We start from the raw sequence: 12,887 nt of genomic DNA, 5'->3' as shown, positions 1-12,887 counted from the left end.
GTATGCGCTTGCCGAAGCGCGCGGTTCCAGTGAAGACTGTGCGTTCGAGTGCAGGCAACGTGATCGAACCGAAACCCTGCTGATCGAACACACTCGAACAACGAAGGCGAGAACCGGATGCTGATCCCCCGCGGCACCCTGAGCGATCTGTGGCGCGAGCACGGCGCCGTCGATCGGCCCGTCGTGCCGCCGAGCACCGACCGGGAGGCATGGACGTCCGTGGCGCCCGAACTCCGCGCGACGATCCTGGCGGCGGCGGACGGCGAGCGTCGCACCGCCTGGGCGCAGCCGCTCCTCTCGCAGTGGGCCGCCTACGCCCGCACCGGTGACCGCGCCGGCTGGGAGGGGGCGGTCTTCCGCCGCGACCTCAGGCTCCGCCGCGCCGTCCTGGCCGCTGCCGTCGACCCGGCGGCCGAGCGGCTGGACGAGGTTGCGGACGGCCTGTGGCTCCTGGCCGAGCAGTCGACCTGGTGCTGGCCTGCTCACGACGACGCGTTCGCCCGCGGGCGCCGTGTGCCCGACATCGAGCGCCCCGTCGTCGACCTTGGCGCGGGGGAGGCGGCGGCGCTGGCGGGGTGGGCGGTGCTGGTGCTCGGCGAGGCTCTCGACGCGCACGCGCCCGGTCTGGTCGCACGGGTACGGGACGAGACGGTCCGGCGGGTGCTGCGCCCGTTCGTCGACCGCCGCGAGTGGGCATGGGAGGGGTCGGAGGAACGCGTGCACAACTGGGCGCCGTGGATCCATGGCAACCTGCTGCCGGCAGCGCTCGCCTTCGCGGACGAGCGGCTGCGTGCGCGGGTGCTCGCCCTCAGCATCGACGGCCTCGATCGCTATCTCGCCCAGCTTCCCGCCGACGGCGGCATCGACGAGGGCTTCGCCTACTGGTGGCAGGGAGCGGGGCGGGCGTTCGATGCGCTCGGCCTCTTCGACGCGCTCACCGCCGGTGCGGTGGCCGCCGCGATCCAGCACGGACGCCTCGCCGGGCTGCGCGAGCTCGCCCTCTTCCCGGAGCGCGTGCAGCTCGGGGAGGGGTGGGTGGCGAGCTTCTCGGATGCAGAGGCGCGCACGGGGGAGGCCCTCCCGTGGTCCGTGCTCCACCGGGCCGCCGTCCTGTGCGGTCTGGAGGCGACGGCTGCGTTCGCCGCGCGGCACCGCCGTCCGGGGCGCGTCATCGGAGACGAGGCCGATGTCGTCGCCGGCCTCGGTCGGACGCTGGCCGAGCTGTTCGACGCCGACTGGCATGCGGCGCGTCCGGGGCCTGCGCCCCTGCCCGGACGCGTCGAGTTCACCTCCCTCGGCGTGGGACTGCGCCGCGAGCGGAGCGGCGATCCGCGGGGGCTCGCGGTCGTCGTCAAGGGCGGTCGCAACGACGAGAACCACAACCACAACGACCTCGGCGCGGTCGCGATCGCGGTCGACGGCGTCCCGGTCGTGATCGACGTCGGTCGGGCGACGTACACCGCGGCGACCTTCTCGGATGCCCGTTACCGCCTGTGGCACGTCACCAGCGGCTGGCACTCGACGCCGCTGGTCCGCGGGCGCGAGCAAGAGCCCGGCGGCGCCTGGCGGGCCGCGGTGCAGGCGCGGAGCGACGGCTGGACCCTCGACCTCGGTACGGCGTTCCCCGGCGGCGACCCGTGGTTGCGGACGGTGCTGCTGCGCGGCGGCGCGGTGACCGTGCGCGACGAGAGTCCGGCGCTCGCCGACCCGACGACCCGTCTCGTGCTCGTGTGCGCGGGGACGCCCGAGGTGCACGGTGCCGGCGTCCTCCTCCCGGGTCCGGATGGGAAGCGGGGACTGCGCATCGCCCACGATCCGGCGGACGTCGTCGTCGAGAGCAGGGCCGTGGACGATGCGCTCCTCGAGCGTTCGTGGGGGCCGGTGGTCTCGCGCGTCCTCTTCGCACCGCTCGACCGTCCAGAGCGCTGGGAGCTGCAGGGGAGGGCGGCATGAGCGAGGAGCGCCCGACCCCGCGTTTCGGCCTCTCCCGCCGGGAACGGATCCTGGACGAGCTGCGCCGCACGGGGGCGGTGCGCGTGGCCGATCTCGCCCGCGACTTCGGGGTGGCGGAGCTCACCATCCGCCGCGACATCACGATGCTGGCGGACCGCGGGCTGCTGACCAGGGTGCACGGCGGAGCGGTGCTGCGGAGCGCGCTGGACACGACCGTCGCGCGGGCCGCCCTCCCCGGGCCGCAGTTCCGCATCGGGATGGTGGTGCCGTCGCTGAGCTACTACTGGCCGCAGGTCGTCGTCGGCGCCCGGAGTGCCGGGGCGGAGGCGGGGGTGCAGCTCGTGCTCCGCGGGGCCAGCTACGCCGCGCAGGACCAACGCCGCCAGATCGCGGCGCTCCTGGAGTCCGGGACGGTGCACGGGCTCATCGTGGCCCCCGAGACGCAGGGCGCCGACGGACACGCGCTGCTCTCCTGGCTGGACACGCTCCCGGTGCCGGTCGTGCTCGTGGAGCGCCGGACCCCGCCCGCTCTCGCCCTCACCCGGATGCAGACCGTGGCGACCGACCACGCGTTCGGGGGCGCGCTCGCCGCCGGGCACCTCGCCGCACTCGGACACCGGCGGGTCGGGATCCTCACCTCTCCGCAGTCACCGACCTCCGCCGGGCTGCGGCAGGGCTGGTCGCGGGCCGTCGCCGAGCTCGGGCTCACGGTGTCGGTGGACCGCGACACGGCCCTGGACCGGATGGAGGGATCGGCGCAGGCGGAGGTGGTCTCGGCGCTGCTCGCCGAGATCCGTGAGACGGGGGCGACGGCGCTGCTCGTGCACTCCGACCCGCAGGCGCTTCTGCTCCAGCAGCATCTGCAGGACGCGGGCTGGCGGCTGCCCGACGACCTCTCGCTCATCGCCTACGACGATGAGGTCGCCGAGCACGGGTCCCCGCCGCTCACCGCGCTGCGGCCGCCCAAGCAGCACGTCGGGCGCCGTGCGGTCGAGCTCATCCGCGACCGCCTGCGCGAGGGCCCGAACCGGCCCGCGGAGCGCGTGGAGGTGGCTCCGGCGCTGCACGTGCGCGCCAGCACGGCCTCTCCGCGCTAGGGGCGGTTGCGAGGTCGTGCGTCTCATGCCATGATCTCGGAAAGCGCTTACCAAGATTCTCCTGTCAGCGCCGACAGCTTCCACCGAGAGGAACGGACCGAGATGGCACAGGCCCCCACCCGCGAGATCGGGATCATCATGAACGGCGTCTCCGGGCGCATGGGATACCGGCAGCACCTGGTGCGGTCGATCCTCGCGATCCGCGACGAGGGCGGGATCGAGCTCCCGGACGGCACGCGCGTGACCGTGCGGCCGATCCTCGTCGGACGCAGCGAGGCCAAACTCGCCGAACTGGCAGCGAAGCACGGCATCGAGGACTGGACGACCGACCTCGACGCCGCCCTCGCCGACCCGCGGTGGGAGATCTACGCCGACTTCCTCGTCACGAAGGCCCGGGCGTCCGCGATCCGCAAGGCCATCGCCGCCGGCAAGGCGATCTACACCGAGAAGCCCACCGCCGAGTCGCTGGACGAGGCCCTGGAGCTCGCCCGCCTTGCCCGCGACGCGGGCGTGAAGACCGGCGTCGTCCACGACAAGCTCTACCTCCCGGGGCTGCAGAAGCTCAAGCGCCTCATCGACTCCGGCTTCTTCGGCCGCATCCTCTCCGTCCGCGGTGAGTTCGGCTACTGGGTGTTCGAGGGCGACTGGCAGCCCGCGCAGCGTCCGAGTTGGAACTACCGCACCGAGGACGGCGGCGGCATCATCACCGACATGTTCCCGCACTGGAACTACGTGCTGGAGAACCTCTTCGGCGAGGTCAAGAGCGTCTACGCCCAGGCCGCCGTGCACATCGCCGACCGCTGGGACGAGAAGGGCGAGCACTACACGGCCACGGCCGAGGATGCCGCCTACGGCATCTTCGAACTCGACGGCGGGGCGATCGCCGAGATCAACTCCTCGTGGACCGTGCGGGTGAACCGTGACGAGCTCGTGGAGTTCCAGGTCGACGGCACGCACGGCTCCGCCGTCGTGGGGCTGTTCGGCGCCAAGATCCAGCCGCGCAACGCCACGCCCAAGCCCGTGTGGAACCCCGACCTGGAGGACAGCCACGACTACGACGCCGACTGGCAGCAGGTGCCGACGAACGACGTGTTCCAGAACGGCTTCCGGCAGCAGTGGGAGGAGTACCTCACCTCGTTCGTCCTCGGCACCGACTATCCGTTCGACCTGCTCGCCGGCGCGCGCGGGGTCCAGTTCGCCGAGGCCGGACTCGCGTCCAGCGCCGAGGGGTGCAAGATCGTGCTCGAGCCGCTGACCCTGGACCGGGCATGACCACGCTCCGCCTGCTCGCCGCCGACGGCCGCACCGCCGACACGGAGCTCCGGGAGGCCGACGCCGTCACGCGGCCGCAGGGCCCGCTCCGCAGCCGGGTGGCCTACGCCGCCGCGCACGTCGTTCCGAAGGCGTACGCGGACAACACCCCGGGGCAGCCGGCCGACATCGACTGGGACGCGACGCTCGCGTTCCGCCGCAACGTGTACTCGTGGGGACTCGGCGTGGCCGACGCGATGGACACCGCGCAGCGGAACATGGGGCTGGATGCGACGGCGGTGCGCGAGCTCATCGCCCGCAGTGCGGAGGTCGCCCGCGAGGAGGGCGGCTCAGTCGTGGTCGGGGTCAACACCGACCACATCGAGGAGGCGCGTGTCCCGCTCGATCAGGTGATCGCCGCCTATCTCGAGCAGCTGCACTTCGCCGAGGAGCAGGGGGCGGGGCCGGTGCTCATGGCCTCGCGGCACCTGGCCAGGGTCGCGGAGAGCGCGGACGACTACCGCCGCGTGTACCGGGAGGTGCTCTCCCGCGCATCGGTCCCCGTCGTGCTGCACTGGCTCGGCACCGCGTTCGATCCGGAGCTGGCGGGGTACTTCGCGCCCTCGTCCTCCGGGGGGAGCGGCGGTCCCGCGTGGCAGGAGGCCGCCGAGGTGCTGCTCGACATCATCGTCGAGAACCGCGCCGCGGTCGCCGGCGTGAAGATGAGTCTGCTCGACGCGGAGTCCGAGGTCTGGGTCCGCGAGCGGCTGCCGGAGGGCGTGCGCATGTTCACCGGCGACGACTTCCACTACGTCGGCCTCATCGGCGGGGACAGCCTGACCGGGGCTGCCGCGCCCGAGGGGTCCGCGTCACGCGGCCACTCGGATGCGCTGCTCGGCGCGTTCGCCGCTCTCGCCCCGGTGGCCTCCGCCGCGATCCAGGCGCTCGACGCGGACGACCCCGAGCGGTACCTCGCCCTCCTCGGACCGACCGAGGAGCTGAGTCGACAGGTGTTCGCGGCGCCGACCTTCTATTACAAGACCGGGGTCGCCTTCCTGTCCTGGCTCAACGGTCATCAGCCGGCGTTCCAGATGGTCGGGGGGCTCCACTCCGCGCGGAGCCTGCCGCACCTCAGCCGCATCGTCGAGCTGGCCAACGGGGCGCTCGCCCTGGAGCGGCCGGAGCTCGCGCGGGAGCGCTGGCACGGCCTGCTCCGGCTGAACGGGGTGGACGCATGACCGCCTCGCGGAGCCTGGCGGCGGAGCGCGAATCCCGGGCGGCTGGCGTCGGGACCGTGCCGCACCCGCGGCTCTCGATCAACCAGGCCACCGTGAAGCACGCGGATCTCGCGACGGCCCTGCGTGTCACGGCGGCGGCGGGGGTCGAGGCCATCGGCCTGTGGCGGGAGCCCGTGCAGGCGGTGGGACTCCATGTCGCCGCCCGCATGCTGACCGACTCCGGCCTGCGCTTCACGACGCACTGCCGCGGGGGCTTCTTCACGCTGCCCGCCGGTCCGGAGCGCGAAGCCGCGCTCGACGACAACCGCCGGGCGATCGAGGAGGCTGCCACCCTCGCGGCGGCCGGTGCGGAGGGCTCGACCGCGGTGCTCGTCCTCGTCGCCGGGGGTCTGCCCGAGGGGTCGCGCGACCTCATCGGGGCGCGCGAGCGTGTCCGCGACGCCATCGGCGCCCTCGCGGACGACGCTCGAGCCGCCGGGGTCACCCTCGCGATCGAGCCGCTGCATCCGATGTACGCCTCCGACCGCGCGGTGGTCTCCACCCTCGGTCAGGCGCTCGATATCGCCGCGGACTTCGACCCTGCCGTAGTCGGTGCCGCGGTCGACACGTTCCACATCTGGTGGGACCCGCAGGTGCTCGACCAGATCGCCAGGGCCGGACGCGAGGGCCGCATCGCCACGTACCAGGTGTGCGACTGGAAGACCCCCCTCGCCGCAGACCCCCTCCTCTCCCGGCACTATCCGGGGGACGGGGTGATCGACTTCGCACCCCTCACCCGGGCCGTGCAGGACACCGGTTACGACCGCGACATCGAGGTGGAGATCTTCCACGCCGACGTGTGGGCCGACGACCCGGCCCGTGTGGTCCGCCGTACGGCCGAGGCCTTCGCGACGGCGGTCGCCCCCCACCTGTGAGTCCCGGCCCCGTCCCCGTCCCCCGGTCCTGGATCGGTTCCGGTCACGGTCCCGGTCCGGTCCGGTCCGGTCATGGTTCCGGATGCACGACCCAGTCCCGGATGCACGACCCGTTCCCGGGTGTCGGTCGTCCCGTGGTGCTCAGGTCGTGCATCCGTCCCGGTCTCGGTCGTCCCGGTCTCGGTCGTCGTGTGTCGGATCGACCGGGGACACCGGCACGACTCGGGTCCGTCTGCAGGGTCAGACCTGGGTTCCGGTTGTGCAGGTGGGACGAGGTCGTGCAGGTGGGACTCGACGAGGGAGTCCGTCCCCGTCCCTGTCCCGGTCCCGGTCCCGATCCCGGTCTCGGTCGTCGTATGTCGGATCGACCGGGGGACACTGGCACGACTCGGGTCCGTCTGCAGGGTCAGACACGGGTTTCCGTCGTGCAGGCGGGGCGAGGTCGTGCACGTGGGACTCGACACGGGGGACGGAACGGGCCGGGACGTCCGACCCGGAAATCGGGAGGACTGAGAGGATGACGGGATGACGGGGATCCGTGCGGGGCTGTGCTCGGTGACGTTCCGGGCGCTGCCGCCGGAGAGGATCGTGGCGCTCGCGGCCGCCGCGGGTCTCGACGTGATCGAGTGGGGCGGAGACGTGCATGTGCCGCCGGGGGATGTCGACCGCGCGGCGGAGGTCGCGCGGATGACCACGGATGCCGGACTCGCCGTCGCGTCCTACGGGTCGTACTTCCGCGCCGGTCCCGAGGAGTCGCTCACCGCGGTCCTCGACAGTGCTGCGGCCCTGGGTGCTGATCGGGTACGGGTGTGGGCCGGTGAACACGGCTCGGCGGAGGTCTCCGCGCACGAGCGTGCCCGCGTCGTGACCCGGCTCCGCGCGGCGGCGGTCGAGGCGGCCTCCCGAGGCATCGGGCTCGCCCTGGAGTTCCACGGCGGCACGCTCGCCGACACCGCGCCGGCCACCCTCGAGCTGCTGCACGAGGTCGACCACCCGATGCTGTCGACCTACTGGCAGCCCACGGTCGGCGCCCCCGTCCCCGTGGCGCTCGAGGAGTTCCGCCGGCTCGTCCCCCGTGTCTCCGCCGCTCATGTCTTCTCCTGGTGGCCGCGCACCGAGCGCCACCCGCTCCGCTCGCGGTCCGCACTGTGGACCCGGTTCTTCGCGGACGCCGCCGCCTCCGCGCACCCGCCGCGCGACGCGCTGCTGGAGTTCGTGCCCGACGACGCCCCGGAGCTCCTCGCCGGGGAAGCCGCCGCCCTCCTCGGGTTTCTCGGGCGGCAGCCGTGAGCGCCCCTCGAAGCGGTTCCGTTCCCGTCGGTAGGCTCGGAGCATGACCCCGTCCGCCACACCGGCAGAGCCGCCGGCCGCGCGTCGCCCCCGTCACGCCCGGGGACCGGCACCCACGCTGCACGACGTCGCACTTGAGGCCGGAGTGTCCCTGGCGACCGCCTCCCGCGTGCTCAACGGTTCCGAACGCAAGGTCGCGGCGCCCTTCCGGGAGCGGGTGGAGGCCGCCGCCGAAGCCCTCGGCTACACGGCCAACGTCTCCGCGCAGGCGACCGCCCGCGGACGCTCACCGGTGATCGCGCTCCTCGTCGCGGACATCGCCGACCCCTACTTCGGCCTCATCGCCTCGGGCGTCGCCCGGGGTGCCGACGAGCAGGGGCTCGTCGTGACCGTGGCCATCACCGAGCGCGACCCGGCGCGGGAGGCGCGCATCGTCCGGGCGCTGCGCGGACAGCGTCCGCAGGGCCTCATCCTCGCCGCCTCGCGGACGCAGGAGGAGGGGCAGGCCGAGACCGCTCGCGAGCTCGCCGAGTTCACCCGGCTCGGCGGCCGCGTCGTCGCGTTCGGCGCGGACGGCGACGGCGACCGCCGGGTGGAGATCGACAACCGGGCCGGGGCCGCCGCGCTCGGCCGTCGCATGGCGGAGCTCGGATACCGCTCGGCGGTACTCGTCGGGGCGGCGGAGGGCGTGCGCACCTCGGACGATCGGCTGGCGGGATTCCGGGCCGGATTCGCGGAGGGCGGCGGAGTGGTCGCGCAGACCGTCCGCGGTGACTTCCGTCGGGAGTCCGGGGCGGCGGCGATGACCGAAGCCCTCGCCACCGGTGTCCCCGCGGGTACCGTCGTGTTCGGCATCAGCGACGTCGTCGCGATCGGCGCGATGGCGGCCATCCGCGCAGCAGGCCGTGAGGTCGGCACGGACATCGCGGTCTGCGGCTTCGACGACGTGCCCTCGAGCCGCGACGTCACGCCGGCCCTCACCACGGTCTGCGTGCCGCTGAGCGACGCCGGCTACCAGGCCTTCCGCGCGATCGTCGACGAGGATTGGCAGCAGCCGACGCTCCCGCTCGAGGTGATCGTACGCGCGAGCACCCCGGGGCTGCGGGCATGACCCGGGTCGTCATCGCGCCGGACAGCTTCAAGGGCACGATCACGGCGGCGGAGGCCGCTGCGGCGCTCGCCGACGGCTGGCGGGAGGTCGAGCCGGCTGCGGACATCGTGCTCCGTCCGATGGCCGACGGCGGGGAGGGGACCGTCGCGGCGTTCGCGACGGCCGTACCGGATGCACAGTGGATGCCGGTCACGGTCGACGGTCCGGCGGGCGCTCCCGTCGAGACGTCGTGGCTGCTCCTGCCGAGCACGACCGACGCCCCCGGCGGCACCGGCGTCGTCGACATCGCCTCGACCTCGGGCATCGAGCTCCTCGACGGCCTGCGCCCCGGGGATGCCGACACGACCGGCTTCGGCCAGGCGATCGCCGCGGCGCTCGATCACGGCGTCTCGCGCCTGATCCTCGGCATCGGCTCCAGCGCCTCCACCGACGGCGGCACCGGCCTGCTCACCGCCCTCGGGGCACGTTTCCTCGACGCGGACGGCGAACCGGTGGCGCGGGGCGCGCGCGGTCTGGCGGACATCGTCACGGCGGAGCTCGGGACCCTGCGTGGGGCGCCGGATGTCCGCGTGCTGACCGATGTCACGAATCCGCTCACCGGCCCGCGTGGCGCGGCAGCGGTGTTCGGCCCGCAGAAGGGCCTCACGGCGCCGGAGGACATCGCCCGTGTCGACGACGCGCTCGCCCATCTCGCCGTCCTCCTGTCCGTCGACCCGGAGCTGCCGGGCACGGGGGCCGCCGGCGGGACGGGCGCCGCGCTCGTCCGCTGGGGCGGGGTCCTCGCCCCGGGGGCGGCCGAGGTAGCCGCGCTCGTCGACCTGCCAGGGGCCATCCGTGGTGCCGAGGTCGTGATCACCGGCGAGGGATCCTACGACGGACAGTCGGGCGACGGGAAGGTGCCGTCGTTCCTCGCCGCGCTCGCGGCGGAGGCGGGGGCGCGACCGCTGCTCGCCGCAGGACGGATCGCGGAGGATGCGGACACGACCCTGTTCGCGGAGGCGGTGTCGTTGACCGCGCTGGCGGGGTCGACGACCGCCGCCCTGACCGATCCCGCACGGTGGCTGCGGGTCGCGGGCGCGGCTCTCGCCCGGACGCGGTGACCGGCCCGGACGCCCCGCCCGCGGGGGCGACGACGGCGGGGACACGGCCATGCGTTGACACGGCAGAACCGTCGGCATAGACTCGCAACACCGAACGGGAATGCGCTTTCCCGAATCCTTCACGAAGATGTCGAGGACCCCATGTCGTCTGCCCCCTCCGCGACCATGACCCTGGCGCTGGCCGCCGATCGTCCCGAGCCTCCGGGCATCGTCCGCTGGTGGAGCCGCCATTGGCACCCGCTCGTCTTCGTGCTCGCGGTACTCGCGCTCTGGTGGGTCTCCACGAGCCTCGGTTGGGTGCCGGCCTTCATCATCCCGTCGCCTGCCGACACCTGGGCCGCCTTCACCGACAACGCCGCCTACCTTGCGCAGAACACCTGGGTCACCACCTACGAGACCGTGATCGGGTTCGTCATCGCGGTCGTCGTCGGCGTCCTCGTCGCGGTGCTCATGGTCTACTCGCGAGGCCTGGAGCAGACGCTCTATCCCGTCATCCTCTTCGCGCAGGTCATCCCGAAGATCGCCATCGCCCCGCTGTTCGTCGTCTGGCTCGGGTTCGGGGCGGAGCCGAAGATCCTCGTGGCGGTGCTCATGGCGTTCTTCCCTGTCGTCATCTCGGGCCTCGCGGGTCTGCGCACCGTCGACCCGGAGATCCTCCAGCTCGCGTCGACCATGGGAGCCAGCCGCTTCAAGACCTTCCTCAAGGTGCGGCTGCCCGCGGCTCTGCCCGAGCTCCTCTCCGGCCTCAAGGTCGCCGCGACGCTCGCGGTCACCGGTGCCGTCGTCGGCGAGTTCGTCGGCGCGAACGAGGGCCTCGGCTACGTGATCCTCCAGGCCAACGGCAACCTCGACACCGCGATGCTCTTCGCCGCGCTCATCATCATGTCGCTGCTCGGCGTCATCCTCTTCGGCATCATCCAGATCGCCGAGCGCTTCCTCATCCCGTGGCACGCCTCCAAGCGCGACGTCGCCGCGGCCACCGTTCGACTCTGACCCCCCTCGCCCCCACGAAAGAAGGCACTGATGAAGAAGTCAGGCACCATCCTCAGCTCGATCGCCCTCGCGTCCGCCGCGGTGCTCGCCCTCTCCGGCTGCGGAGGATCGACGGCCCCGGCGAGCTCTGGCGACGGTGACGGCGGCGAGCTCACGCCGGTCACCCTCATGCTCAACTGGTACCCGTACGGCGAGCACGCCGCGTTCTACTACGGCGTCGATCAGGGGATCTTCGAGGAGCACGGCATCGACCTCACGATCAAGGCCGGCCAGGGCTCGACGAAGACCGCGCAGGCCGTCGGGCAGGGGCAGGTCGACTTCGGCTGGGCGGACACCCCGGCCGTCCTCGCGAACATCGACAAGGGCGTCGGCATCAAGAGCGTCGGCGTCTTCCTGCAGACCACGCCGTCGGCCGTGCAGGTCTTCGCCGACTCCGGCATCTCCAGCCCGGAAGACCTCAAGGGCAAGACCATCGCGGTCTCCGCGGGCGACGCCCCGACCACGACCTTCCCGATGTACCTCGAGGCCGTGGGCCTGGAGGAGGGCGATGTGACGCAGCAGAACCTCGACGCCGCGGGCAAGATCGCCGCCATGCTCTCGGGCAAGGTCGACGGCCTCATCGGCTTCGCGCACGACCAGGGCCCGACCATCGCCGACAAGAGCGGCAAGGACGTCGAGTACCTGCGCTACTCCGACGCCGGCCTGAACTTCTTCAGCAACGGCCTCATCGCGCCCACCGACACCATCGAGAACGACCCGGAGCTCGTCGAGGCGCTGGTCGCGGCGACCTCCGAGGCCTTCGAGGCCGCGCAGGAGGACCCCGAGGCGGCCGTGGCGGCGATGGAGGGCAAGGACCCGCAGATGCCGTCGCAGGAGGTGCTGCTGCACCAGTGGGAGGAGACCATCGAGCTGCTCCACACCGACGCCACCGAGGGCCAGGCTCCCGGCGCGAACGCCACCGAGGACTGGGAGTCCACACTGGAGGTGCTGTCCGAGGCCGGGCTCATCTCGGGCGACGGCGACGTGCAGACCTACTTCGACGACGCCTTCACCCCCGGGAAGTGAGACCGATCGTCATGGACACTCACGTGCAGCAGGAACGCGGATCCGCGGCCACGGGCACCGCTCCGGCGCTCGAGGTCTCGGATCTCGCGATCACCTTCGCCTCCAAGCGGCGCCAGGTCACGGCTCTCGAGGGCGTCGACCTGCGCGTCGAGGAGGGGGAGTTCCTCTCCATCGCCGGGCCCTCGGGATGCGGGAAGTCGACGCTCCTGAAGGCGGTCGCCGGACTCACCGCTCCGAGCCGCGGCAGCATCCGGCTGCGCGGCGACGAGGTCCGCGGTCCGCGGCAGGATATCGGCTACGTGTTCCAGCGGGCGGCGCTCCTGGAATGGCGCAGCGTCCGCGGCAACATCCTCCTGCAGGCCGAGATGCGCGGGATGGACATGCGCAAGGCTCAGGCCCGCGCCGACGAGCTCATCGAGATGACCGGTCTCACCGGCTTCGAGAAGTCGCTGCCGCACGAGCTCTCCGGCGGCATGCAGCAGCGGGTGTCGCTGTGCCGCGCCCTGCTGCACGAGCCGCGGGTGCTGCTCATGGACGAGCCGTTCGGTGCCCTCGACGCCCTCACGCGCGAGCGTATGAACGTCGAGCTCAACCGGATCTGGAGCGCCACCGGCACGACCGTGCTGCTCGTGACCCACTCGGTCGCGGAGGCCGTCTACCTCGCCAGTCGCGTCATCGTGATGGGGCCGCGCCCCGGGCGGATCCTGGAGGAGCACCGCGTCGACCTCCCGGCCCGCCGCGGCTACGCCGATGTTCTGGAGACGGAGGAGTTCCACCGCGTCTCGAGCCGCGTCCGCGAGCTCCTCGGCTCCTCCACCGACGCCGACTGACCCCCCGGTCCGCCCCGTCCCCGCCCGTGTGCGGATCAAAACCGC

11 protein-coding genes are annotated in these 12,887 nt (G+C 72.7%); all 11 read left to right on the top strand.

What is annotated here, in order from left to right; genetic code table 11:
* Positions 1–117 precede the first annotated feature (117 nt).
* The 11 genes from AC2W7E_RS15770 to AC2W7E_RS15720 all read left to right on the top strand — a co-directional run bounded on the left by AC2W7E_RS15770 (position 118) and on the right by AC2W7E_RS15720 (position 12,842).
* Complete coding sequence (locus AC2W7E_RS15770; RefSeq protein WP_485989489.1) at positions 118–1,953, top strand: hypothetical protein; 1,836 nt, start codon at positions 118–120, stop codon at positions 1,951–1,953.
* Positions 1,950–3,050 (top strand): substrate-binding domain-containing protein, encoded by a 1,101-nt coding sequence (locus AC2W7E_RS15765; RefSeq protein ID WP_485989488.1) that lies wholly within the window; start codon positions 1,950–1,952, stop codon positions 3,048–3,050. Before AC2W7E_RS15770 ends, AC2W7E_RS15765 begins: the two co-directional genes overlap by 4 nt.
* 102 nt (positions 3,051–3,152) lie before the next feature.
* Complete coding sequence (locus AC2W7E_RS15760) at positions 3,153–4,322, top strand: Gfo/Idh/MocA family protein (protein WP_485989487.1); 1,170 nt, start codon at positions 3,153–3,155, stop codon at positions 4,320–4,322.
* Complete coding sequence (locus AC2W7E_RS15755) at positions 4,319–5,539, top strand: DUF993 family protein (protein ID WP_025105456.1); 1,221 nt, start codon at positions 4,319–4,321, stop codon at positions 5,537–5,539. The genes AC2W7E_RS15760 and AC2W7E_RS15755 overlap by 4 nt, the downstream gene beginning before the upstream one ends.
* Entirely contained in the window at positions 5,536–6,453 is a 918-nt protein-coding gene (locus AC2W7E_RS15750) for a sugar phosphate isomerase/epimerase family protein (protein ID WP_025105457.1), read from the top strand. The genes AC2W7E_RS15755 and AC2W7E_RS15750 overlap by 4 nt, the downstream gene beginning before the upstream one ends.
* A 525-nt stretch (positions 6,454–6,978) precedes the next feature.
* On the top strand, positions 6,979–7,743 hold the full coding sequence (locus tag AC2W7E_RS15745) for a sugar phosphate isomerase/epimerase family protein (RefSeq protein WP_338566773.1): 765 nt from the start codon (positions 6,979–6,981) through the stop codon (positions 7,741–7,743).
* 43 nt (positions 7,744–7,786) lie between these two features.
* The gene (locus tag AC2W7E_RS15740) at positions 7,787–8,854 is read left to right on the top strand and encodes a LacI family DNA-binding transcriptional regulator (protein WP_485989486.1); all 1,068 of its coding nucleotides are present in this window, start codon (positions 7,787–7,789) and stop codon (positions 8,852–8,854) included.
* Entirely contained in the window at positions 8,851–9,954 is a 1,104-nt protein-coding gene (locus AC2W7E_RS15735; protein WP_485989485.1) for a glycerate kinase, read from the top strand. Before AC2W7E_RS15740 ends, AC2W7E_RS15735 begins: the two co-directional genes overlap by 4 nt.
* A 141-nt stretch (positions 9,955–10,095) precedes the next feature.
* Positions 10,096–10,947 (top strand): ABC transporter permease, encoded by an 852-nt coding sequence (locus AC2W7E_RS15730; protein WP_025105461.1) that lies wholly within the window; start codon positions 10,096–10,098, stop codon positions 10,945–10,947.
* Positions 10,948–10,977: 30 nt separating this feature from the next.
* Positions 10,978–12,012, top strand: coding sequence for an ABC transporter substrate-binding protein (locus AC2W7E_RS15725; RefSeq protein WP_485989484.1), 1,035 nt, complete (start codon positions 10,978–10,980; stop codon positions 12,010–12,012).
* An 11-nt stretch (positions 12,013–12,023) separates the two neighbouring features.
* On the top strand, positions 12,024–12,842 hold the full coding sequence (locus AC2W7E_RS15720) for an ABC transporter ATP-binding protein (protein ID WP_485989483.1): 819 nt from the start codon (positions 12,024–12,026) through the stop codon (positions 12,840–12,842).
* Positions 12,843–12,887 lie beyond the last annotated feature (45 nt).

It is taken from the genome of Microbacterium sp. CFSPD4_SD4 (genome assembly GCF_057364585.1).
This window is presented reverse-complemented; position numbering and strand designations above follow the sequence as displayed.

Bases quoted from the DNA above. Each gene is read 5' to 3' on its own strand.
- AC2W7E_RS15770 (WP_485989489.1), top strand. From the start codon at position 118: ATGCTGATCCCCCGCGGCACCCTGAGCGATCTGTGGCGCGAGCACGGC.
- AC2W7E_RS15765 (WP_485989488.1), top strand. From the start codon at position 1,950: ATGAGCGAGGAGCGCCCGACCCCGCGTTTCGGCCTCTCCCGCCGGGAA.
- AC2W7E_RS15760 (WP_485989487.1), top strand. From the start codon at position 3,153: ATGGCACAGGCCCCCACCCGCGAGATCGGGATCATCATGAACGGCGTC.
- AC2W7E_RS15755 (WP_025105456.1), top strand. From the start codon at position 4,319: ATGACCACGCTCCGCCTGCTCGCCGCCGACGGCCGCACCGCCGACACG.
- AC2W7E_RS15750 (WP_025105457.1), top strand. From the start codon at position 5,536: ATGACCGCCTCGCGGAGCCTGGCGGCGGAGCGCGAATCCCGGGCGGCT.
- AC2W7E_RS15745 (WP_338566773.1), top strand. From the start codon at position 6,979: ATGACGGGGATCCGTGCGGGGCTGTGCTCGGTGACGTTCCGGGCGCTG.
- AC2W7E_RS15740 (WP_485989486.1), top strand. From the start codon at position 7,787: ATGACCCCGTCCGCCACACCGGCAGAGCCGCCGGCCGCGCGTCGCCCC.
- AC2W7E_RS15735 (WP_485989485.1), top strand. From the start codon at position 8,851: ATGACCCGGGTCGTCATCGCGCCGGACAGCTTCAAGGGCACGATCACG.
- AC2W7E_RS15730 (WP_025105461.1), top strand. From the start codon at position 10,096: ATGTCGTCTGCCCCCTCCGCGACCATGACCCTGGCGCTGGCCGCCGAT.
- AC2W7E_RS15725 (WP_485989484.1), top strand. From the start codon at position 10,978: ATGAAGAAGTCAGGCACCATCCTCAGCTCGATCGCCCTCGCGTCCGCC.
- AC2W7E_RS15720 (WP_485989483.1), top strand. From the start codon at position 12,024: ATGGACACTCACGTGCAGCAGGAACGCGGATCCGCGGCCACGGGCACC.